21 protein-coding genes and 1 pseudogene are annotated in these 22,782 nt (G+C 44.9%); 15 read left to right on the forward strand and 7 right to left on the reverse strand.

Annotated features, from left to right (window positions below):
* The first annotated feature begins 149 nt into the window (after nucleotides 1-149).
* The 5 genes from NYE25_RS23145 (at nucleotide 150) to NYE25_RS23165 (ending at nucleotide 5,005) form a co-directional block, all read left to right on the forward strand.
* Nucleotides 150-569 carry a pyridoxamine 5'-phosphate oxidase family protein gene (locus NYE25_RS23145; RefSeq protein WP_076300096.1) on the forward strand — a complete coding sequence of 140 codons (420 nt, stop codon included), beginning with the start codon at nucleotides 150-152 and terminating at the stop codon, nucleotides 567-569.
* Nucleotides 570-717: 148 nt separating this feature from the next.
* Nucleotides 718-1,392: a response regulator transcription factor gene (locus NYE25_RS23150; RefSeq protein ID WP_076285173.1), complete on the forward strand. Its 675-nt coding sequence runs from the start codon at nucleotides 718-720 to the stop codon at nucleotides 1,390-1,392.
* Nucleotides 1,389-2,804 carry a HAMP domain-containing sensor histidine kinase gene (locus NYE25_RS23155; RefSeq protein WP_339799953.1) on the forward strand — a complete coding sequence of 472 codons (1,416 nt, stop codon included), beginning with the start codon at nucleotides 1,389-1,391 and terminating at the stop codon, nucleotides 2,802-2,804. The genes NYE25_RS23150 and NYE25_RS23155 overlap by 4 nt, the downstream gene beginning before the upstream one ends.
* A 580-nt stretch (nucleotides 2,805-3,384) precedes the next feature.
* The gene (locus NYE25_RS23160) at nucleotides 3,385-3,960 is read left to right on the forward strand and encodes a sigma-70 family RNA polymerase sigma factor (protein WP_341146927.1); all 576 of its coding nucleotides are present in this window, start codon (nucleotides 3,385-3,387) and stop codon (nucleotides 3,958-3,960) included.
* Nucleotides 3,950-5,005: a hypothetical protein gene (locus NYE25_RS23165; RefSeq protein WP_341146928.1), complete on the forward strand. Its 1,056-nt coding sequence runs from the start codon at nucleotides 3,950-3,952 to the stop codon at nucleotides 5,003-5,005. The genes NYE25_RS23160 and NYE25_RS23165 overlap by 11 nt, the downstream gene beginning before the upstream one ends.
* A 382-nt stretch (nucleotides 5,006-5,387) precedes the next feature.
* On the opposite strand, the pseudogene NYE25_RS23170 reads toward NYE25_RS23165, so the two are convergent.
* Nucleotides 5,388-5,872: pseudogene (locus tag NYE25_RS23170) on the reverse strand (NAD-dependent dehydratase); the annotation flags it as partial.
* Nucleotides 5,873-5,986: 114 nt separating this feature from the next.
* Between NYE25_RS23170 and NYE25_RS23175 the strand changes: the two are divergent.
* The 4 genes from NYE25_RS23175 (at nucleotide 5,987) to NYE25_RS23190 (ending at nucleotide 8,823) form a co-directional block, all read left to right on the forward strand.
* On the forward strand, nucleotides 5,987-6,898 hold the full coding sequence (locus NYE25_RS23175; RefSeq protein ID WP_042184378.1) for an ABC transporter ATP-binding protein: 912 nt from the start codon (nucleotides 5,987-5,989) through the stop codon (nucleotides 6,896-6,898).
* Nucleotides 6,895-7,611 carry an ABC transporter permease gene (locus NYE25_RS23180; protein WP_341146929.1) on the forward strand — a complete coding sequence of 239 codons (717 nt, stop codon included), beginning with the start codon at nucleotides 6,895-6,897 and terminating at the stop codon, nucleotides 7,609-7,611. The genes NYE25_RS23175 and NYE25_RS23180 overlap by 4 nt, the downstream gene beginning before the upstream one ends.
* Before the next feature lie 2 nt (nucleotides 7,612-7,613).
* Entirely contained in the window at nucleotides 7,614-8,348 is a 735-nt protein-coding gene (locus NYE25_RS23185; protein ID WP_076285177.1) for an ABC transporter permease, read from the forward strand.
* 109 nt (nucleotides 8,349-8,457) lie between these two features.
* Nucleotides 8,458-8,823 carry an ArsR/SmtB family transcription factor gene (locus NYE25_RS23190; RefSeq protein WP_042184384.1) on the forward strand — a complete coding sequence of 122 codons (366 nt, stop codon included), beginning with the start codon at nucleotides 8,458-8,460 and terminating at the stop codon, nucleotides 8,821-8,823.
* 55 nt (nucleotides 8,824-8,878) lie between these two features.
* Here the strand turns inward: NYE25_RS23190 and NYE25_RS23195 are convergent, their stop codons facing one another.
* Nucleotides 8,879-9,640, reverse strand: coding sequence for a CPBP family intramembrane glutamic endopeptidase (locus NYE25_RS23195; protein ID WP_341146930.1), 762 nt, complete (start codon nucleotides 9,638-9,640; stop codon nucleotides 8,879-8,881).
* Nucleotides 9,641-9,872: 232 nt separating this feature from the next.
* Between NYE25_RS23195 and NYE25_RS23200 the strand changes: the two genes are divergently transcribed.
* A complete protein-coding gene (locus tag NYE25_RS23200) occupies nucleotides 9,873-12,119 on the forward strand; it encodes a heavy metal translocating P-type ATPase (protein WP_341146931.1) in 2,247 nt (748 codons plus the stop codon).
* A gap of 71 nt (nucleotides 12,120-12,190) precedes the next feature.
* Here NYE25_RS23200 and NYE25_RS23205 read toward each other — a convergent pair whose 3' ends face one another.
* The 3 genes from NYE25_RS23205 to NYE25_RS23215 form a co-directional block, all read right to left on the reverse strand.
* On the reverse strand, nucleotides 12,191-13,153 hold the full coding sequence (locus NYE25_RS23205) for an L-lactate dehydrogenase (RefSeq protein WP_341058959.1): 963 nt from the start codon (nucleotides 13,151-13,153) through the stop codon (nucleotides 12,191-12,193).
* Nucleotides 13,154-13,325: 172 nt separating this feature from the next.
* On the reverse strand, nucleotides 13,326-13,826 hold the full coding sequence (locus NYE25_RS23210) for a CcdC family protein (RefSeq protein ID WP_076285181.1): 501 nt from the start codon (nucleotides 13,824-13,826) through the stop codon (nucleotides 13,326-13,328).
* A 143-nt stretch (nucleotides 13,827-13,969) separates the two neighbouring features.
* Entirely contained in the window at nucleotides 13,970-14,230 is a 261-nt protein-coding gene (locus NYE25_RS23215) for a GlsB/YeaQ/YmgE family stress response membrane protein (RefSeq protein ID WP_042123669.1), read from the reverse strand.
* 249 nt (nucleotides 14,231-14,479) lie between these two features.
* Here NYE25_RS23215 and NYE25_RS23220 point away from each other — a divergent pair, with 249 nt between their 5' ends.
* Nucleotides 14,480-15,529: a lactonase family protein gene (locus NYE25_RS23220; RefSeq protein WP_076300104.1), complete on the forward strand. Its 1,050-nt coding sequence runs from the start codon at nucleotides 14,480-14,482 to the stop codon at nucleotides 15,527-15,529.
* Nucleotides 15,530-15,658: 129 nt separating this feature from the next.
* Here NYE25_RS23220 and NYE25_RS23225 read toward each other — a convergent pair whose 3' ends face one another.
* A complete protein-coding gene (locus tag NYE25_RS23225; protein WP_341146932.1) occupies nucleotides 15,659-17,926 on the reverse strand; it encodes a poly(ethylene terephthalate) hydrolase family protein in 2,268 nt (755 codons plus the stop codon).
* Nucleotides 17,927-18,314: 388 nt separating this feature from the next.
* Between NYE25_RS23225 and NYE25_RS23230 the strand changes: the two genes are divergently transcribed.
* From NYE25_RS23230 to NYE25_RS23245, 4 genes are all read left to right on the forward strand, one after another.
* Nucleotides 18,315-19,442 (forward strand): sulfate ABC transporter substrate-binding protein, encoded by a 1,128-nt coding sequence (locus tag NYE25_RS23230; RefSeq protein ID WP_042184400.1) that lies wholly within the window; start codon nucleotides 18,315-18,317, stop codon nucleotides 19,440-19,442.
* 101 nt (nucleotides 19,443-19,543) lie between these two features.
* Nucleotides 19,544-20,398 carry a sulfate ABC transporter permease subunit CysT gene (gene cysT / locus NYE25_RS23235; RefSeq protein WP_341146933.1) on the forward strand — a complete coding sequence of 285 codons (855 nt, stop codon included), beginning with the start codon at nucleotides 19,544-19,546 and terminating at the stop codon, nucleotides 20,396-20,398.
* Nucleotides 20,399-20,921: 523 nt separating this feature from the next.
* Nucleotides 20,922-21,785 carry a sulfate ABC transporter permease subunit CysW gene (gene cysW, locus NYE25_RS23240; protein WP_341146934.1) on the forward strand — a complete coding sequence of 288 codons (864 nt, stop codon included), beginning with the start codon at nucleotides 20,922-20,924 and terminating at the stop codon, nucleotides 21,783-21,785.
* Between the two features lie 111 nt (nucleotides 21,786-21,896).
* Nucleotides 21,897-22,121, forward strand: coding sequence for a YezD family protein (locus NYE25_RS23245; RefSeq protein ID WP_042184406.1), 225 nt, complete (start codon nucleotides 21,897-21,899; stop codon nucleotides 22,119-22,121).
* A gap of 107 nt (nucleotides 22,122-22,228) precedes the next feature.
* On the opposite strand, the gene NYE25_RS23250 is transcribed toward NYE25_RS23245, so the two are convergent.
* Nucleotides 22,229-22,537: a hypothetical protein gene (locus NYE25_RS23250; protein ID WP_076285185.1), complete on the reverse strand. Its 309-nt coding sequence runs from the start codon at nucleotides 22,535-22,537 to the stop codon at nucleotides 22,229-22,231.
* Nucleotides 22,538-22,782 lie beyond the last annotated feature (245 nt).

A 22,782-nucleotide genomic window follows, 5' to 3' on the forward strand; every position in this document is an offset into this window, starting at 1 on the left:
TTATATTGAAAGTAGTTTATGGAGTAAGGTCGGATTCAATGTGAACCTGAAGGGTACATTATAATAAGCACCATTGTTATGATAAATCCAAACGGTGAGCTTGGATATATAAACTTTTGTTTACATGCTTGAAGGGAGAGATTTACGTAATGGATAACAAACAACTGGAGCAACTCATTATTAGAGCATTGGATGACAACAAGTTTGGTTCCTTTGGTACGATCGAAGAAGGAAATAAGCCGAAAGTACGTTACATGGCCATTTTCCATGAGGATTTGAAGATTTATTTAGCTACGAATCGCAAAACTCATAAGGTGGAGGAATTATCGAATAATCCGAATGCTTTTTTGCTGCTTGGATATGAGTCAGGCGGAAGCAAAGACGTGCTGGAGATTGAAGCCACCGCTACCGTTTCTAAGGATGAAGGGCTGCGCACAAAGGTGTGGAACAAAGAGCTGGAGCCATGGTTTACAGGGCCTGATGACCCTAATTATGTGATTCTTGAACTTACTCCAACGCGTATTGAGTATGTTGGCAGTGATAAAGAGCACGGCGTGTGGACTCCCTAAACCAATTTAAAATCGATTCCGAAAGCCTTCCTATCCCCCACGGGTTTAGGAGGGCTTTTTTAAAAGATAAGTCCCTGAGTGACCTGTTAAAACATGTTATAATGACTTCAACTTTTTACGTAATTTCTCAGGGGAGGACTTAAAATACATGACCGTTACTCTGTTATATATTGAAGATGATCATGAAATCGGCAGCGTCGTGTCTGCGGATTTAAGTGAGCGTGGTTATAGTGTGCGTTGGCTGCGGAGCGGGGAGGGAGCGACGGAGGAAGCGGCGCCTTGTCAATTGGCCATTCTGGATGTAATGCTTCCGGGCCTGGATGGCTTTACTGTCGGACAACGATTGAAGCGGGCGTACCCTAAGCTTCCGATCTTGATGCTCTCTGCGCGAACCTCTATTGATGATAAACTGCAGGGGCTTGAATTCGCCGATGATTATTTGACGAAGCCTTTTCATCCGGATGAATTGGCTGCCAGAATTGAAGTGCTGCTCAGGCGGAATGGGGCATCTGTTCAGGATTCGCTCACGCTTAAACACCTAGTCGTATATGAAGGGGATAACCGAGTAATAAATGCTCAGACACAGGAAGAAGTCATGCTTACGGGGAAGCAATTTCAGATTTTTTCTTATTTGCTGCGTCATCTCGGCCAGATTATGACGAAGGAGCAGATTTATGAAGCCGTCTGGGGAGAAGCCTATCTCGAAGGGGATAAAACTTTGATGGTACATATACGATATTTGCGCGAAAAGTTAGAACTTGATCCGGGCAATCCCGAAATTATAGAAACTGTCCGGGGGATCGGATATCGGGTAAGAGCATGAGGGGGTTAGGGCGCATTCGCAAGCAGCGTAACTCCTCTTTGCTATCGGGATATTTGCTTATTATCGTTTCTGCACTGCTTTTTATCCCTGTGGTCCTGCCGTTATCTTTTGTTCTCTACAATATGGTTAATGAAGTGACTAAAGGGGCTCCACCTGTAGACACCTCTCTGTATTCGAGTGTTGCAGCGCTGGAGACCATGTGGCATAAAGAGGCGCTTCAATTGGAAGATGCTTCTTCAGAAGGCATAAATGAGCGGCTACATGAAATGAGCCGGAAATACACTGAGGCTACTATGTTTTGGGTAGATGGGCAGGGAATGACCCAGTTGATTCTCACACCTGATGAAGGCAATCCGGATCATGGCAGCGGAGTTCCGGAGCAGTGGACGGCGGCTGAGGCTATTTTTTTTATGAAAGAAAGTACAAAACGTGATCCTTTAGCCATCGTCGCCTTCATGGGAGACCGAGTGGATGCGGGTAAAGGGTTTATGGTAATGCAAATTCCAAACAAGCTGCTCAACAAAGGGGCTTATGGGGGAGTCGGGGCTTGGGCTTTGTATTACTTTGTGCTCTTTGTACTTTTTGGAGGGTTTGCACTGGTTTCTTTGCTGTTCTTTAGAAAAATACGCAAACGGCTACTACAGCTGCAAACCGCGATGACGATTACGGGACCGGATAGAATGCCTAAGTCTATTATGACGGGCAAGCTGGATGAGATTGGCAGACTGGAGGAAGCTTTTAACACGATGGTGGCGAAGCTTGACGAAAGTCGAAAGAGGGAAATCGAAGAGGAAGAGCTTCGTAAGCGTCTAGTATCTAACCTATCTCATGATTTGCGTACACCACTAACGGTTATTCGCAGCCACATCCATGTAATGACTAAAGAGAGCTTAACCCCGCAAGGACAACAGTCCTTAGAGCTAATGGATAAGCGTATAGCGGATCTTAGCGTCTTGATCGAGAATCTTTTATCCTACAATCTCCTCAACAGCGGACGGATCACTTTGAAGAAGGAGCGTAAAGATGTCTTGCGCTTGTTGCGGGAAAGTGCTGCTGCTTGGTACCCCGTATGGGAAAAAGAGAACTTCGAGATCGATATTGACTTGGAGGCTGATCCGCTGTTCTGGATGGTGGATGAGGTCTGGTTCCGCCGTATTCTTGATAATCTGTTTCAGAATATTGTACGTCATGCCAGCAGTGGTCTTTATGTAGGGATTTCTACGGAGTCCCGTAATGGGCAACGTGTTATTTTGATTACGGATCACGGCAGAGGTATCCAGAGTCCATCCGATTACAAAGGAGCAGGATTAGGGCTGTCCATCGTGGATCTGTTAATGAAGCATATGGAGTTAGAGTGGGATATGGAGAGTACAGGAGATGGAACTTCCGTAGTAATCTTTAATCCACTGTAGAAAGAAAATAAAATCTTAGACTTACCATTGTCATTAAGCTCTCACGGGAAAAAATAGTCAATAAAAACGAGCTCAACGGCATCTGTTTTAACAACTAACGAGCAGAATAGCGTAATATATTTGGTTGTAGTTATAATGTTTAATAGGGCTATTTAATGGTTCCAATTCTCAGGAGTTATCAATGACCTGTGTTGAAATATTTCGAAGGACTATCCAATAGTTAAAAAGCCGGGTTTTCCTACTCTAAGGAATCCGGCTTTTGTTTTATTCTCGTAGTGGACGTAATGTTTGTTTTGCGTTAAATGTATATTTGCCACATGCAGCAAATCGGAAGCAAGTATATGAGTCAATCCAAATACTTAGTATCCCTTTACGACAGCAAGTGATCAGTGTGATTAGACTGAAAAATAAAGTACTAGACAGGCCACGGCTGCCATATGGGGCGTTGCACTTCTGGTAGTCTTCCTGATCGATGGCCGCCGACAATCAGCCTTTTGCAAAAAAAACAAAGGAAACCGAACTTTTTTTTGATAGAGAGACAATATAGTGTGTAAGCAGCTTACTTAGGAGGGCCCTCTGAATGCAAAGTGAATACATGTACCAGTTACTCATAAAAATGAAAGACGGTGATCAACAGGCGTTTCATACGATGTATGATGCCACCTATCAGGACGTCTACCGGACAGTCTCCTTTCTGGTGGATCATCAGCAGGATCGGGAAGATGTCATGAATGAGATCTATATGCAAATGTGGACATCACTTGCTAACTACGATACGAACCGACCTTTCCACTTCTGGCTACACGGCTTGGTAATCCGTCAAGTGCAGAGATTTCGGGTCAAGAGCTGGCGGAGATTCCGAATTTTTGAACGCATTCGTGCCTTCTCTCGGGAAGAGTCTCATTGGGATCAACCTGCTGTGTTGATGGATGGGACGAACCAAATGATATCGAAGGCAATCCAAAAACTGACCGACAAACAACGAATGGTGATCATCCTCCGCTTTTTTCACGACTATACTCTTGAGGAAATCGCGACATTGCTTGATATTCCGCTGGGTACAGTCAAGTCCAGATATCATGCTGGCCTTCAGGCGCTTCGAAAAAACTTATGGAATCTCCCCCCAGAAAGGATGGAAAAGATCAATGCTAACTGAACGCAAAATCCGTGAACATCTGCACAAAGAGGCAGAAACTATGGAGTGCCCCCCGGTTATTTCCAAACGTATAGAACAGTCTTATTTTCAATATTTACAACCAAAAAGGAGCGGAATAACCATGAAAAAACGATTAATTGGTGGAATAGTTGCTGCTGCGATTTTAATTCCAACCGCAGCATATGCGGCCCCTACCCTGATTGAAATGTTTACTAGAACACCAATGACTGCTGAACAAGTCAAGGTGGATGAGGTTGGCAAAGCAACACTTGAGAAGCTGTATAGCACATTTCCCGAAACAAAATCGTTTGAGATAATCGATGCAAGCAGCGTTCAAGGTGTCCAAACAAGCATCATACTGCAGGAAAAAGAAGGAACCGGCAAAAAGATTACCCTTCATACAAACGGTATTACGGGTGCGATTGAACACGTGATTCAAGAGAATTGGGAGCCTAAGGAGAAGCCACTCACTACTTTATCCGATCAGGAAATCAAGTCGAAGGTTGATTATCTAATTGATAAAATGTATGGCAACATCGAAGAGTACGAATTTGCTATGGAGAAAATGGAGAACCCGGATCAAAAAACGTTTATGTTGAATTACACCAAAAAGGGATCAAAAACACCGTTCTATCAGGTATTTGTTCAGAGCAATACAATCAGTGTTTCTCTGATCGGAGGTGAGACTACACCTTCAAACATTAAAGTAGAAGGTTTTTTCTCTAGAAATGGTAAGCCTGATTATTCTGCTGATGCCTATCTAAATGATGCAAAACTGTTTTCTTTACTAAAAATTAGCCCAGAAGAATTAAAACAAGAATTAGCAAAAGGTAAATCTGTTGTGGAGATTGCAGCATCTAAAAATGTCTCTAAACAACAAGTAATTGATGTCATTGCAAAAACACAGGTTGATGGACAAATTCAAGGTGAAATTAATGGTGAAGTTCCTAAAGGTAATCGTTCAAATGAACAACAGTTAAAAGCAATTGAACCAAAAGTATTACAAATTATTGAACACAAAAATGAAACACCATCGAAGAAATAACAAGTCAAGGTGCATGAGGTATAGAACCCAATGGATAATCCAGAGCCAAAAACGATCATGTTGAATTACACTAAAAAGGACAAGGACTGAACTAAACTGTTCTTCCAGGTATTTGTTCAAGGCAATACAATCAGTGTTGGGTTGGTCGGAGAATAGGAGTACAAAAACCTCGATTCTGAATGGTGACCCGTAAGATGGAACACTTTTAAAAAGTGTCCCCTCCTGCGGGTCATTTGTGTTTAATCAAAAGCACGAATGGACAGAACGGAGATTCTTAGGCGTAAAATTAGAAACGCTGCAAAGCTTAAAACCACATAAAACAAAACCAAATGTTGAGCACGTATAAGGTAGGCATTCTTAATTTATACGGTAATTTACGGGAGACTTTACGCTTGCGGAAGTCGTCAAAGATGTTCATAAACATTTCTTCGGTATCGACGAATTCGTGAAAGCCTAAACGTCGAGCCGTAGTTCCGTCGGCAAAAAAATCGTAGTCCCATGCAAACACGAAATCGCCGAATAGCCAAGAGGATACGTCTTTATAGGAATGCCGAGCAAGCCCATGCTTCTCAATCATTTTGTTCCAAAGCTGCTCCTTGTCCGCCATGACAACGTCTAGAGACATCTGTAACGGAGGCGCTGTTTCCATGCCAAAGTATTGAGCGATTTTCGGCTATAACTCATTCCAACGAAACAGGTCGCCGTTCGTAATGTTGAATGCCTGATTCGCACAGCGCTCGTCGATCGCCGCCCATACTGTTGCCTTTGCGAGAAGCCGCAGACTACAGAAGGACGGAGTGGCTACCAAGTCCAAGCCTTACCCTTATGCCGTTGTTCTAAGAAATCTTGCTGATTAAACAGCGGCGGTCTAGGACTTTATTTTCATTGGACATCCATATCGTCAAATTTAAACAAAACTTAAACTTCGTGCCGCCTTGTTCTTAACCTTGGGACGTTATGCTAATTACCGAGGTGAGGAACATGAAAGAAACAGTGATTGAAACGAAGGATTTATTAAAAAAATACCGTGGCCGGGCTGCGGTGGAAAATTTAAATTTGAACATCCGCAAGGGAGAGATCTATGGCTTTCTTGGCCCGAACGGGGCAGGGAAAACAACAACAATTCGTATGCTGCTTGGACTGATCACTCCAACATCAGGAAGGATTGAAGTCTTCGGCCAGGATCTTCGCAAGCATAAACTGCAAATTTTGCGGAAGGTAGGGTCGCTTGTCGAGTCTCCATCCTATTACGGGCACTTAAGCGCTGTGGATAATCTTGAAGCCATCCGGCGTATCCTTGGTGCTCCGAAGTCACGGATTGCTGAGGTGCTAGATATTGTTTCCTTAACAGGGGAAGAGAAGCGTCCAGTTAAAGGGTTCTCCCTTGGGATGAAGCAGAGACTAGGTATTGCTGCTGCCTTGCTCGGGGAACCGGAGCTGCTTATTCTGGATGAGCCGACGAACGGACTTGACCCGTCAGGGATTCAGGAAATTCGCGGACTGATTAAACGATTGCCGCAGGAGCAAGGGATTACCGTCGTAGTATCCAGTCACTTGCTTAGTGAAATTGAGCAAATGGCGGATACCGTAGGGATCATTCGTCAAGGGCAAATGGTGTACCAAGATAGTATAACGAATCTGCAGCGGCAAGCCGGGGGAGAAATGCGGTTAGCAGTCTCGGACCCGGAGGCCGCGCTGCGTCTTGCTGAAGAACGGGGGTACACAGGGATACTTCAAGACCAAAAGCTAGTCTTCTCCCGGATGATCGATGCAAGAGTTGCCTTGTTAGTCAAAGCCTTGGTAGAGAATGGGCATGCTATTTATCGTGTAGAGGAGCGGAGACAATCACTTGAGGACTTCTTCCTGCAGGTTGTAGGAGGAGAGGAATCATGATGTGGCGGGCACTGTCGGCGGATTGGCTCAAAATCCGTGGCAAGGGACTCTGGTTTCTAGTGTTTCTTGGACCGCTTGGACTTGTAGCCATGCAAGGCTTGAACTTCGGCCTTCGTTATGATTATCTTCGCGAGCAGTATAGTGCAGATTTATGGGGTGGGCTTCTGAACAATGTGGCTGCATTTGTGCCCATTGCTCTCTTTCTTGGAGGGACCTTAGTATGCTCGTTGATTGCAAATGTAGAACATCAGATGAGCTCGTGGAAGCAGCTCTTGGCACTACCTATCTCACGTACTTCAGTATTTATGGCTAAGCTGGTGTTATGTTTGGTGCTAGTGGCGGTTTCTTGTTTGTTGCTCTCGGTGGGTACAGTTGGTTTAGGGCTTGTTTTGGGCTTCAAGGTCGAACTGATTCCGTATTTGGATGTGTTACGAATTGGCTTAATGTCCTATATTGCAGCATTGCCGGTTATTGCTTTGCAGCTGTGGCTTTCTCTGGCTAACCGTAATCAGACATTGCCAGTTGCTCTTGGAATAACCTTATCTCTGGTGTCTATCTTCTCCATGTTACTTTCGGAGTGGGTTCCTTTAACATGGCCATATATGGCTTGGGAATCTTCGCATCGTCTCTTATTTAGCGGTGCAGGGTTGCTGCTGGGGCTGCTGATTCTTTTGCCGGGTGCACTGCACTTCGCACGAAAGGATGTGGATTAACGATGAATTCATTTTGGAGAGTGTTGTCGGCAGAACGATTAAAAATGTCTAAATCATATGTCTGGCTTTTAGTTATAGGCAGTCCGATTTTAGCATTACTTCCCGGGGCATTGGCGGATAATCAAGGGGAGAAGATGAGTTGGGAACTGTTGTTAAATGTGATGTCCATGATGCATGCCTTGCTGTTTCTACCTGTGCTTTCGGGTATTTTCGCAGCGCTGATCTGTCGTTATGAGCATCATGACGGAGGCTGGAAGATGTTGCTGTCTCTGCCTGTGACTCGGTTATCAGTGTACCTCTCAAAATATGTGATGATTATCGGATTGCTGGCTGCGGTTCAACTAACGTTCCTGGTGATGGTGCTGGGAATGGGTTTTTTCCGAAATATTCCGGATTCGATCCCTTGGTCGCTGCTGCTTAGCTCGGTATTTGGCGGCTTTATTGCCTGTCTGCCACTCGCTGCACTGCAACTGGCTATCTCTCAAGGCTGGAGCAGTTTTGGCGCACCGCTGGCGCTGAATGTGAGTCTGACCATTCCTAATATGCTGATCGCCAATTCTTCAACCTATGGCCCCTATTATCCTTGGGTACAACCGATGTTGGCTATGATGCCGTATGGTGATGACACGTTTGGGGCTTTTAATTTACCGTTCGAAACGCTGATGATGGTAGTGGGCGGTAGTTTTATTGTGTTTTTTGCGGCAGGACTATTCTCCTTTTATCGTAAAGCGGTCTGATTTACAGCGATTCTTATAAACGCCTTCTCCATGGACATCCAGAGCTGGTTTTCATATAATTGAGGAAAACAATCAGCAAAGCTGACTAGCTGGTGGAGGAGGCGATAGCATGGAGCCAACGGCATTAGAAGATTGCGATAACACATGCAAGGGTTCGGAGCTTGAACCGGAATCCATTGCATTGATTCTGCCTGACCGAGAAATAACGGATAAAATGGCAGAGATGTTCAAAGCGTTGGGTGATCCCACACGAGTGCGGCTCATTTACGCTTTGTCCCAGAAAGAATTATGTGTACACGATTTGTCCGTGATCCTTGATATGGGACAATCTGCGATATCCCATCAGCTCCGTTATTTACGGAATTTACGAATTGTGAAGCGTCGTAAAGAAGGAAAGACGGTATTCTATTCGCTCAACGATGCGCATGTAGAGCAGATTTTTCTGCAGACGCATGAACATGTCCGTCATGAATAGCTGTACTTTTCAAAAAAGAGCGGTTCTCCGATTATTGGAGAACCGCTCTTTTGCGTTAACTAGATTGATTTAGGCTGCTCGATAGGGTTGGTTTTCTAAAGGATAGAGCCAGCCAGAGACAATGCACAGCGAGTACGAGAAGGATGAATAGATCGATCCCCATATATTCGCTTGTATTATCGTTACCAACAAACTGAATTAGATTATGTACAAAATGAAACAATATCAGCGGTAGAATATTATTATTTTTCAGCATCAACAAGGTAAGCACAAAACCGATCAGAAGAGAATATACGAGCTGTAGGAGGATTTGCGTCATGTCTGTACCGGATAAAGCATTAAGCAAGTGGGTAATAGAGAAGAGTATGCTTGAAGTAATCACAGCCGTTTTAGCGCCCTTAGTGAGTAAAGTCTTGAAAATCAATCCGCGGTAAATACTTTCTTCCACAAAGGCTACAAGCAGGGTGAAGAAGATAAAGAACAACACCTCAGACGTACTGATCTCACGAAAACCTTTAAAGGATATGGTGATCAGGACGACAGCTAGAGGTGCGTAATAAATCCACTTCCCAGAGGAAATGGTATTCAGAGGACGGAAGCCAAGATCACTCCATTTGTTCTTAATCGTGAAGTAGATGATCAGTACAAGCGCGATTGGAATAAAGGAGATCAGTACAGGGGCGGTGTACGAAAGCTCTTTAATTGTAGCGTAAGTCCCGGCGGCAGATACAGCTAGAAGTAACAGCACCTCAATAATAACAACGGTCCAAACAGGGTGTCTCTGTGAAAAAGAAGACGTCTTGGCTAGCTTTGACATGGTCTACATTCATCCTTCCTTCTGTGTAATTTAGTTGCCAATTCATCTCGGGTGTGATCATACATGATTTACCATATTTTCACGAAAAGATCAATTTATTTAATTTTTATGAGAGCGGAGAAAAATGGTGTATATGACGTATTGACCTTCAAAAATAAAGAGAATATAATAGCAATAAGAAAACATATGAACAAGTGCTCATATATGGTTTTTATTTGAGGAGATGTGCCGTATGGATACGATGCAAGGAAAAGTAAAACGTCAGTGGGAATTAGAAGGCTTAGATTGCGCCAATTGCGCAAGGAAAATCGAAGATAAAGTGAAGAAAATCGAGGGCGTATCGTCTTGTTCCGTTAATTTTGTTACGAAGACAATGACGATGGAAACCGCCGCAGGTTATGAGGAATCGGCGATTGTTGAAGCAAAGAAAACGGTGAAGGCGCTTGAGCCCCATGTAAATGTAAGAGAGAAGACTCAGGGCAGTCGCAAGCTGCAGAATAACGGTAGTCATAAGCATGGAGAGGATCACAAACATGGCCATGAACACGATCATCAGGCTGCAGACGGACATAAGCATGATGATGCGGATGGTCACAGCCATGGCCACAGCCACGAGCATGGAGAAGGCGATACCCGTAAGATTCTACTGCGGTTAGGTGGCGGTGGGATACTCGCGCTTGCCGGAATATTCTTACCGGTGGAGGGTGTAGTAGAACTGCTGATTTTCTTAGCAGCCTATCTCATCGTGGGTAGTGAAGTTGTCTGGCAGGCGGTTAAGAACATTATCCGGGGTCAGGTATTTGATGAGAATTTCTTGATGGCTCTTGCAACCATCGGTGCTTTTGCGATTGGTGAGTATCCAGAGGGCGTAGCAGTTATGCTCTTTTACCAAATCGGAGAGTTGTTCCAAGGTCTAGCAGTAAACCGTTCACGTCGATCTATCACGGCACTTATGGATATCCGTCCCGAATTTGCTTACCTTAAGCTTGGAAATGATCTAAAACGAGTCTCTCCTGAGGAAGTGTCGATCGGTGATGTGATTGTTGTGAAACCGGGTGAGAAGGTACCTCTGGACGGAACGATCCTTGAGGGAAGCGCCATGATGGATACATCAGCACTTACCGGGGAGTCTGTACCGCGTTCGGCTGGACCGGGAAGCACAGTATTAAGTGGATTTATTAATCGGAACGGCGTTATTACGATGCAAGTTACACAGACCTTTGGTGAATCAGCCGTATCCAAAATTCTGGAGTTGGTACAGAATGCTTCAAGCAACAAAGCCAAAACAGAGAACTTTATTACTAAGTTTGCACGGGCTTACACACCTATAGTAGTGATCACAGCTGTGCTGCTAGCTGTCGTTCCTCCGCTAGTGATTAGCGGGGCAACCTTCTCAGATTGGATTTACCGGGCGCTTGTATTCCTCGTAATCTCCTGTCCATGTGCGCTTGTGGTCTCGATTCCACTTGGTTTCTTCGGAGGGATTGGAGCAGCTTCACGCAGTGGTATTCTGATTAAAGGAAGCAACTATCTTGAAGCGTTGAATGATGTGAAAGTAGTTGTCTTTGATAAGACCGGAACGTTGACTAAGGGGCAATTTAAGGTTACAGGAATTTATCCGTCAGGTGGCAAGTCTAAGGATGAATTGCTGCAGACAGCTGCTTATGCGGAGAGCCATTCGAACCATCCGATTGCCGAATCGATTAGGGCGGCTTATGGAGAACAGATTTCTAAGGAAGCGATCTCGAATTACAACGAAATCTCCGGTCATGGAATCGAGGTTTCGATTGAAGGCAAGACCGTACTTGCAGGTAACGCGCGTCTGATGGAACGAGAGGGCATAGCTTATGAGGTGCCAGCGCAAAGCGGTACAGTTGTTCACATCGCGGTGGATCATCAGTATGGGGGTTATCTGGTGATTGCTGATGAAGTGAAGGAGGACTCGCAGCAGGCTATTCAGAGCCTCAAGAAGCTTGGCATCCGTAAAACGGTGATGTTAACTGGCGATGCTTCTTCTGTAGCTGAAGATGTTGGGAAGCAGTTAGGTGTAGATGAGGTTCACGCGGAGCTTTTGCCGCAGCATAAGGTAGAGGCCATCGAGAAGCTGGATCGTGAAAAGTCACATCGCGAGAAAATTATTTTTGTCGGTGATGGAATTAACGATACCCCAGTACTAGCTAGAGCAGATGTTGGGATCGCAATGGGCGGACTGGGCTCCGATGCTGCGATTGAAGCGGCAGATATTGTAATTATGACCGATGAACCTTCGAAGATTCCTGTTGCTATCGGAATTGCCAAGCGTACACGGATGATCGTATGGCAAAATATTATTTTCGCTTTAGGTGTTAAAGCTGTATTTCTTATTCTCGGCGCATTTGGGATTGCCACGATGTGGGAGGCTGTATTCTCAGATGTTGGGGTAACCGTGCTGGCTGTACTGAACAGTATCCGAGCATTAAAGGTTAAAGATCAAGGATAAAAAAATCGCTCTATAGGGTATTGGTGTTATCTACCGATCCCCAAAGAGCGATTTTTTCTGTTTGCAGGAGATTAAATGCTGTCTTCCAAGTGTAGGCTCTCAATGCCTGAGCGAACAATGCTGCAGGAGGCGTTGAATTTCTCCGCTTCTTCGGTGTTTAGGTTAAGCTCCAGTAGTTCTTGAATTCCAGTGTTGCCAATAATGGCAGGTACGCCGGTACATATACCACTTTTCCCGTACTCTCCATCCAGAATTGCGGATACGGCAATGATCTTATGCTCATCATTCAGAATGGAACGAGTAATGTAAGCCAGTGCGCTGCCAATACCGAAATGTGTGGAGCCTTTTTTAGTGAATATCTCCCAGCCCGCATCTTTGGTCTTGCGGGAGATATCCTCCAGATCCAGATGCTGGAACCGCTCACGATGCTGATCCATAATTTGCAGGATGGGCTTGCCGCCAATCGTCACATGTGACCAAGCTACAAACTGGGATTCACCATGTTCTCCAAGTGCGTAGCCGTTTACGCTGCGTGGATCGATGGAGAAAACATCAGATAGTAGTGTCTTTAGGCGCGAGGAGTCAATGGAGGTTCCTGTACCAATAATTCTGTGGCGAGGCAGCCCTGATATTTTCCATACCATATAAGTGACAATATCGACTGGATTAGCGGCGACTACGAATATTCCATCGAATCCCCCAGCCATAATGTTGGTAATAATTTCTCTAGTAATGACTGCAGAAGCTTCCAGGACGTCAAGTCTTGTCTGCCCTGCCTTTGGATTAGCGCCGGCTGTTAAGATAACTACATCCATTCCTGCGCAGTCGCTATGGGTTCCGGCGTACACCTTGGTGCGTGTGTTTGTGAAATCCATGCAGTGTGAGAGATCAAGTGCTTGTGCCATAGCGCGGTCATAGGTGCGGTCGATCATCATGATCTCGTCGCAAATTGCCTGATTGACCATGGAGTAGGCGCAGCTGGAACCGACCATCCCGGCACCGACGATGGCAACTTTTCTTGATTTACTTTTCAATTGCCTTGACCTCGCTTTCTATTGTTAGGTATGCATATATTTTAACGTATCCCTCCACAAGTTACCTAACATCGGACACAGAAAAATGTTTTTTCCTACAAGGTATTCATCCACGTAAGAAGCCATCTCAATCGTATGAATTGAAATGGCTTCTTAGAATAACAATATATACTTATGTCTGTAAGGACTGTGCCTCCGAGGAGGTCATAGCTTTATAACGTTTGTACATAAAGAATCTCCAGTGAAGAATCATTCCGAAGGCTAAGATGAAGAATAACCCACCGGACTGAGGGATACTGACATAACTATTAATAAATTCATGAAGTAAGGTGCGAACTAAAAGGAGTCCGAGCAGAATGAAAGCAAAGCTCTTAGAACGCTGAGCATAAATTTGTCCATCCCGTTGTTCGAAGTTTGTGCTGCGCATTAGAGGATACGCGAAGATGAACCAGCCAATCAAAAAGGCGAGTGCTGCCCACCATAAAGGAAACCTAACTTCAGGTACAACGAACATGGCAAAGCCAGTCGACATCCCGAGAGGTGGAATCCATATTTTTCGAATGGTAACCGGACGTGCGCTAGCTTTTAGACGAATGAAAATAACCATTAGCGCCATGAGCAAGGTCCCTATAGTGGAGCCGATATGTAGGAGTGAGGGGTTAATGCTACCCATGATTCACGACCTCTCTATGATTTGAGTCACTTGTATCTTCATTATAACAGAAAAACACCAAATAGCAGGTCAAGGTAGTTAACCTTGACCTGCTATTTTTTTAATAATATAAGTAGTCCAATAACTATTGGTTCAGCCTAAGCTTATGAACGGCTACGTCCACTTGTTGAGCGAAGAATAAGGCTGACGATAAAGATCAGAACAACGGCCCCGATCAAAGAAGGGAAGAAATAGAAATCACTTACTTTAGGTCCCCAGCTTCCCAGAAGCACGCCACCGAGCCATGAACCGATAATACCTGCGATAATGTTACCAATTACCCCGCCTGGAATATCTCTGCCCATAATCAGACCCGCTAACCAACCAATGATCCCACCAACAATTAACATCCATAAAAAACTCATGTTACTTCAACTCCTTCGTTTTGTTGTTTTCGATGTCTACTATTAACCTTGCCAATCATGTTTAAACCACTTGTAAAAACTTACTACTGCCGGGAGAGTTAGGAAATGGCTTCAAAATTGAACTCGATAATGTATTACAACTATAAACATGCTATAGTGAAAAAATATTATAAAATACTGAGTGAGTTGCTATCAGTAAAGGGTAATTAAGAAGTGAATACAATTTATACAAACAAAGGAGTCGCTACTATGGAACGGCTTAATGAGGTATTGTTTTATGTGGGAACGTACAACCCTGAAGGTGAGGAAGCTATTCTACTCTGCTCACTTAGTCCTTCATCAGGGGAAATGAAGATTCTTGAGGGTACTAAGGGCATTGAGAATCCATCGTTTTTAGCAGTAAACAGCACAGGCAGCGTGCTCTATGCGGTTAGTGAGAAGGATGAGGGCGAGGTCTATGCTTTTGCTATTGATCCTGTTACTAAAGCGTTGAGTCCACTTGGAAGTCGTCCTACGGAAGGTGGCGCTCCTTGTTATGTCTCGATCAGTCCTAAGCAAGATTACATATTCGTCTCTAATTATTCCGGTGGCAATGCCAACGTATTTCCTGTAAATGAGGATGGTTCGCTTCAGGTCATGTCTGATCAAGTGAAACATGTAGGTTCAGGAATTCGTGAAGACCGTCAGGAAGCTCCGCATCCACACTCCGTCATTCCGGATGGAAGCGGCAAGCATATACTGGTTTGCGACTTGGGACTGGATCAAATCCTGATTTATCGCCTTGAAGAAGGTAAGTTGTCTAAGCATCGGGAGATTAATCTTCCACCAGGTTCAGGCCCACGCCATCTGGCGGTACACCCTTCAGGACAATGGATTTATCTGGCGAATGAACTAAACTGTACCGTAACGGTATTTGCTAATGATGAGCAGAATGGAAACCTCAGCATTTTACAGCATGTCAGCACGCTTCCAGAGCAATATAATGCGGGTAGTGATGATACAGCTTCCGATATTCATGTATCGCCATGTGGTAAATTCTTGTATGTCTCAAACCGGGGACAAGATAGTATCGCCTTGTTCCATATTGAGGGTTCAACAGGTCATCTTGAAGCGGTAGATTGGCAGGTTACAGGCGGACGTACTCCGCGTAATTTCGCCATTATTGGTGGCAAGCTGCTCGCTGCGAATCAAAATAGTGATATTATTACTTCGTTCTCCATCGATAGTGACAGTGGCAGATTAATTCCTACAGGGAACGAGCTGAAGATAAAGACACCGGTCTGTATTCAAGCCGTGTAGGCTGGGAATAGGTTATTGTATGTTTCAATATTAGGGGCTATTCCCCGAAATTCATCAAAATAAAAGGCCTTCCAATCAGCTGTACATGTGCTGAGGGGAAGGCCTTAAATGGTATAATGGCAAGTTACCTTAAAACATATTTCGAATTCCTAGATCGTAAAAGCCTATGTCATCTAGCATGATTTTATCTCCCTCGGCTTCAAGGTAGAAGGTGATTTCCGTCAGGTTCTCAGGCTCTAGCTCAGGTTCTTCCTCCTGAAACTGTTCAAACGGCATCTCATAGGTCTGAAATACAGCTTCGGACAGATCACCGTACTTCCCATCATTAATCCGTTCTTCAAGCCATGGGAATAACGTGAACTGAGTTTGCGGAAGTGGAAGAATATCCATTACCTCACTTAACGGCAAGCGTGCCGAGGTATCATTTTTGTCGGTTAACTCAACCTCTACATTGGGAGGTAGCGGAATACTTAGTTCATCTTTGATATCACCATTGAGGTTTGCTAAGGAAAATGTAAGGCCATCTGCGTCTGAAAGGGCCATTTCAGTAACAACACTGTCTTTAAGCTTAATGTTGTAATAAGCTTCCTCGTCTTTTTTGGCTGTGCGTTTAAGAACGACACCATATGTGGCTTTGCTTTTCGATTCACGATCCTTCGCGAGCTCTTCCGACCAGGATAATCCGGATGCTTCTGCTGTTCCGAGATTAACGGTATTCTTGTTGCGGTCCTCGTCAAATGTGGCTACAGGCCGATATCCCCCATCCTGGAATCGATTGTAGTAAGTGGTCTCCGGTAGCCATTTCAGTCCGCTGCGGTAATCCCGGAACAAGCTCTGGTATTCGTCTTTTCCATGCAAAGTGGTCTCTAGAAAAGCTGATACATACACTTTAGCGATTTGCCGCTGCTTGTCTGCATCCATAATTTGCGCTCGATTTAAAAAGAGGCCAGCAGGTAATGTCTGATCATACGCGCCCCAATCACTGTTGAATTGACTGTGATTGGCGTCCGCAATATACAGCGAGCTTTTGAAAGCGGAGGATCCTGGAGAATAGGAAGTACGTATATACTGCCGGTCACCATAGAAATCATGTACATCCCCATCACGAGCCCCTTGCAGAGTCAAATAGTTGACATCCTTGAGACGGGCTTGCTGATCGTCTATCGTTTTGTCCGTAGGGGCAAGGGCGACCACAGAGGCTATATTAAAACGATCTACTGCCTTCATAACGGGATCATTTTTGAACCAACGTTCGGCGTCTGCTGCCATAGCAACAGCTTGTCCTCCACGGCTATGGCCGAGCAGGGCGGTTTTTGTGAAATCTATTTTTTGATAAAAAGGATTGTCTGGTTCATCCGAGAAAGCTGCTAGCTGTTCCAGGTGTTTCAGAATGATCCAGGTCCGTACTTTGAAATCATTGTCCGGAATACCGGACCAAGCAGAATAGTTCAGGAAATTCTCATCCAGTGAAATTGCGATAAACCCCCGGCTGGCCAAGAGTTCACCGAGATAAGCGTACCCTCCTTCAGAGTAATCTTCCATCATATGATTTCCGTGCACCATCAGCACTACCGGATAGGGACCTTCGCCCTCAGGCATCCATACTCGGCCGTTCAGTGGAAGTGCATTATAATCGAATCCCCAGAATAAAGTGCGGAGTTTTGACCAATCCTTAATATAAGCAGAAGCATCTACTGCAGAAGAGATCACATTGGTATCCTTGCCGTATTCGGTCCGATGCAGATCCTTACCGCTGGCATAAGTGAAGGTCTGATAGGCTTGATTACCAGGTTGTGATGGACTTGCGGCTGTCAATGGAATCACATCGGAATCACTGATATCAATGGGTTCCAAAGTAGGTATTTCCTGCACTCCGTTTGCCAGAGCAAGTTGGGAAAAAGTCACCGTAATGGTAAGCAGAAGTCCCATGGTTATTCTTTTGCTGCGCAGCAGACCGATGGCTAATCCGCCCAATGCACCTAATACTGATAGTAGAACAGCAATGAGAACCGCAGCTTCAATCTCAAAATCTGCGTAATATAAGATTAGTAGAATCGCTCCAACATCGCTCAATACACAACCTGCGAATAATCGTGGGATGCGCAGTCCGGTCAACGCGATCAGTACAGCAATGATATTGCTGGCAATGGCCAGCAGAATGGTACTCGTACCTGCAGCAAGTGCAATATCTGTTGGCACCCCTAATCCAGTGGGTATACCTAATACGGCAGTGGTGAAGGCCAAAAAGCAAACGATCCAAAGACCAGCGATTGCTGTCCTCCAGACCGTTGTATCATAACGGTAAGTTCCCCTAATTCTTCGACTAATTTCTTGAGTCATTCTCCTATGAAGCCGTGGTCTTATCGGCGCAGGGACGTACTCTAAATCCATACCCATGATTCTCACTCCCGACATTAAGCGGTAATTTCTCTAGACCATAAGCTGTAGCAATAATATTACTTTATAGCATCAATAACAAGTGGATCTTACAGGAACCCACACCATTGCCTGTATAGCGTGGGATTTGAAAGATTCCTTTGTCATTGGTTGGAAAAAAAGGTTTGACACGGTTAAAGGGTTTCAGTATTATATCCATATAAACCAACTAAGTAGATAGGAATAATTGAAGAAAGTTCTTACCGTACAGACGGAGGAACGCCTGCATTAGGCTCGCAGACACGTGTCATAGGACCGGTTTGACCTGCCATACGTGGGCTTTCCTCCGTTCTTTTTGTTACCCACAGGAAAGAAATGATGGCAAGAAAAACATGGGGGAGTGGAAAAGATGAAGAAAAAGATGAATAAAGGGCTTCTTGTAGGATTTAGCTTGTTGCTGACGGCAGGGCTTACTGCTGCTTGCGGCAGCAATAACAACAACGGCAATAGTGCTAGTTCGGCAACAGACGCACCAGCAACAACCAATTCAGCGGAGGCTACAAATGCGGCTGAAGCAACAAAAACTCCATCTAAAGATCCAGTAGAACTACTGAACGTATCTTATGACCCTACTCGCGAATTGTACGAGAATTATAATAAAGCTTTTGCTGCCTATTGGGAGAAAGAAACAGGACAGAAGGTCACCATTAAACAATCCCACGGTGGATCGGGGAAACAAAGCCGTGCTGTACTTGATGGTCTGGAAGCGGATGTTGTGACCTTAGCACTTGGTTATGATATTGATGCCTTGCAGGAAAAGGGACTTATTAATGAAGGCTGGCAAAGTAAATTTGATCATAACAGTTCACCGTACACCTCGACGATCGTATTCTTAGTACGCAAAGGAAATCCAAAAGGAATCAAAGATTGGCCGGATTTGCTTAAGGAAGGCGTAGAAGTGATTACACCAAATCCGAAAACATCAGGTGGCGCACGTTGGAACTACTTGGCGGCGTGGGGTTACGCGCTAGACCACAACAATAACGATGAAGCTAAGGCTGAGGAATTTGTAAAAGAATTGTTCAAACATGTTCCGGTGCTAGATACGGGTGCGCGCGGTTCTACGACCACTTTTGTAGAGCGTGGAATTGGCGATGTGCTGATTGCATGGGAGAATGAAGCTTACCTTTCTGTAGAAGAGCTTGGTCCAGATAAATTCGATATCGTAAATCCATCTGAGAGCATTCTGGCTGAACCGCCGGTAGCAATAGTAGATAAGGTTGTGGATAAAAGAAATACGCGTGAAGTGTCCGAGGCTTACTTGAAGTATCTCTATACGGAAGAAGGACAAAAAATCGCGGCTGAGAACTACTACCGTCCAACGCTAGAAAGCGTGAAAGAACAATATAAAGATAAGTTTCCGGAAATAAAGCTCTTCACATTGGCTGATAAATTCGGAACCTGGAAAGAAACGCAAGAGAAGCATTTTAACGATGGCGGGATCTTTGACAAGATCTATGTGCCGGGTGCTAAATAACAGATTAATAAAACGAAAATTATATTTTTCTTTAAGAGATTTGTCCCTTAGTAAGGGGCTGATCGGCTAACCTGCCGAAGGCGAGAAAGGATGAATAGGGGATGAATGTCACCGCAACGACTACAGCTGTATCGGCGACAACGCGGCGAAAGATACTACCCGGTTTTGGGATAACGATGGGGTACAGTGTACTTTACCTGAGTCTCGTGGTACTCTTGCCACTTTCAGCATTGTTGTTCAATTCTACTGGGCTGAACTGGGCGAAATTCTGGGATGTAGCTACCGATCCGCGTGTATTGGCTTCGTATCGTGTCAGCCTGTCTACGGCAGCGGCTGCTGCTTTTGTGGATGCTATTCTAGGTCTCTTGCTGGCGTGGGTACTAGTGCGTTACGAATTTCCGGGCAAAAGAATATTTGATGCGCTGATCGATCTTCCGTTTGCTTTACCGACAGCTGTAGCTGGTGTCTCCTTGACGGCTCTTTATGCCACAAATGGCTGGATCGGGGCGTGGCTTGAGCCACTAGGATTAAAGGTGGCATTTACTCCGCTTGGCATTACCCTTGCCTTAATGTTCATCGGGATACCGTTCGTCGTGCGAACGGTACAGCCGGTGCTGGAGGATTTGGACCGAGATATGGAGGAAGCCTCGGCAACCCTCGGTGCAGGCCGCTGGAGAACCTTTCGTTCAGTAGTACTGCCTGAGCTGTTCCCGCCGTTGTTAACCGGCTTTGCTTTGGCCTTTGCCCGTGGTATCGGTGAATTCGGCTCTGTCGTGTTCATCTCCGGTAATATGCCGATGAGAACGGAGATTGCGCCTTTGCTTATTATGTCCAAACTGGAGCAGTATGATTACGCTGGTGCTACTGCCGTTGCGTTGCTCCTGCTGCTCATTTCCTTCTTAATGCTGTTAGTCATTAATACGCTCCAGCGTTGGGTGCGTAAGACTTCTCGGTAGGTTTTAGGTTTTGACTCTCTATATTGCAAGTATTTAATTTGGAAGTTTTGTTTGCTGCGCGATTCTTAGCGAAGCTATAACCGAACAGGTAAATGACGACTTTATTTTACGAAGCATACTTGCTTCCGTAAAATGTAGAATCTTTAGGCGAATTGAGGAGTTGCAGAGTAAATTCGCTTTGTAGTTGGAGGAGCGATAGCGATCTCGAGTTTTGAAACCAGATGACTGGTAAAAAGGAGCGGAGAGGAATTTTGGAACTGGAGAAGCGCCAGCGTTCGCCTTTATCCTCGGATTTCTACCGCGAGGAGCGGTTCAAATCAGGAAATCTGAGGATAACAGCGATCGGAAGTCCAATATTCCTTGGAGTGACTCATTACCAGTAATTAGGGTCAACAAATTCGGAGATAGCAGACCATCCGATAACTCCCAAATTTACTCGAAGACACTTCATATCTACCGTCGATTCAGTATTTTTCAAAAGCTAATCATGCTTTCGTAAAACCCTTTAAAGGAGGAATAACTTGTGGCAGGCACCATCCCACTCCAAGCCCCCCGGCTACAGAAGAATACGTCCTCGCCAGCGACAACGGAAACCAAGGCTGTAAAATGGGTGTTGATCGGAGCTGCTGGACTAGTCCTTTTTTGGCTGATTGCCTTGCCTTTGATTGTTGTGCTGACCGAGGCGCTGAAAAAGGGCTGGGATGTATATATAGCTGCTCTGACCGATCCAGATGCCCGTTCCGCTTTGCGGCTGACGTTGCTTGTTGCAGCGATCACTGTACCACTGAATACCTTTTTTGGTGTAGCGGCTGCATGGGCAGTAACCAAATTTCGTTTTTGCGGTAAAGGGTTTCTCATTACCTTGATTGATCTCCCCTTTGCAGTATCGCCTGTCATCGGCGGTCTGATCTTTGTGCTCGTCTTCGGCGCTAACGGTTGGTTTGGCCCTTGGCTGAGCGCCCATGATATCAAGATCGTATTTGCGCTTCCAGGCATCGTGTTGGCCACGCTGTTTGTGACCTTTCCCTTTGTGGCACGTGAGTTGATTCCACTGATGGAGGATCAAGGGACACAGGAGGAAGAGGCAGCGATTACCCTCGGAGCACATGGGTGGCAAATCTTTTTCAGAGTCACGCTTCCTAATATTAAATGGGGCTTATTGTACGGTATTATTTTGTGTAATGCGCGGGCCATGGGCGAGTTCGGCGCAGTTTCTGTGGTATCCGGGCATATACGTGGGGAGACAAATACACTGCCGCTGCATGTTGAGATTTTGTACAATGAATATCAATTTTCAGCCTCTTTTGCAGTAGCATCTCTGCTCCTGTTGTTGGCTTTGGTGACGATGATTATTAAAAGCTGGTTATCACGAAAAAATGCCCATTGACAGTACTTTTGCTTCCGTGCTAAGTTAATTCATAGTATACTGGTTGGTAATAACGGAATTATGGAGATTAGGCGGATATAATCCTTTGGATGGGGAAAGGGAGGCTAGAGAATGGCTAAACCGCTGAAAGTGGATGATTTATGGCTTACGCGGATTGCAGGGCTTCTGGATGATATGGAATTTGGCTCCTTGCACATCGTAGTGCATGAAGGTCAGATTGTTCAGATGGAGCGTACGGAACGCAAACGTTTTGAGAATGGCAATGGCAACGCAAACGGGCGTTACATTAATGAGAGTGGAACCCGGCGGGCCGATTCCCAATCGGCAGGACGTTGATACAATCTCGGGCAATCATAAAGGTATAGATCATATTTAAGAATAAACGCTAATAACCCACTCCTGAATAGGGGCGGGTTATTTTTCTGACGATTTAGGTGCTCTTATTAATAACGATTTGCCTGACGTGAAGAGGAAATCCCTTCAACGAGCAGTACGAGCGCAGTGATGCCATGCATAATCCAACCTAAGAGTGGGATAAACGCTAAAATCGAGGTGATAATGCCTAGAACATTCCCTACGATGGGTTTCCGCTCTCTTTGCAGGATTACAATGGCTACAGCGTGGAGCAAAAAGGCAACGGCAAGAGGGACCCAACCATTCGCTATAATAAAGAGACCGCCGAGGACAGGCAGAGCCAGAAAAGCCTCATACACACACGTTCCCCATTTAAACAGCTTTGCTACAGGAGACATTATGCCACCAACCTTTTTAGAATATTGTTATAAATACTATTCCACACAGTGAGTAATAGGATTCAAGAATATAATACTTACCACTTTGGTGGATGTGTATGAATTTTGGGAATGGACGGCATTTTCATATTCATATATAGTGTGAGTTAGATATTTCCAAAAGAGTGTAAAGATATACGCTCACCCAATAAGGATACCAATTTTACTATTGGGTGAATTTCAATTTATAAAGGAATCATCAAGGG

It is taken from the genome of Paenibacillus sp. FSL E2-8871, from assembly GCF_038000345.1.
Classification (GTDB): domain Bacteria; phylum Bacillota; class Bacilli; order Paenibacillales; family Paenibacillaceae; genus Paenibacillus_AQ.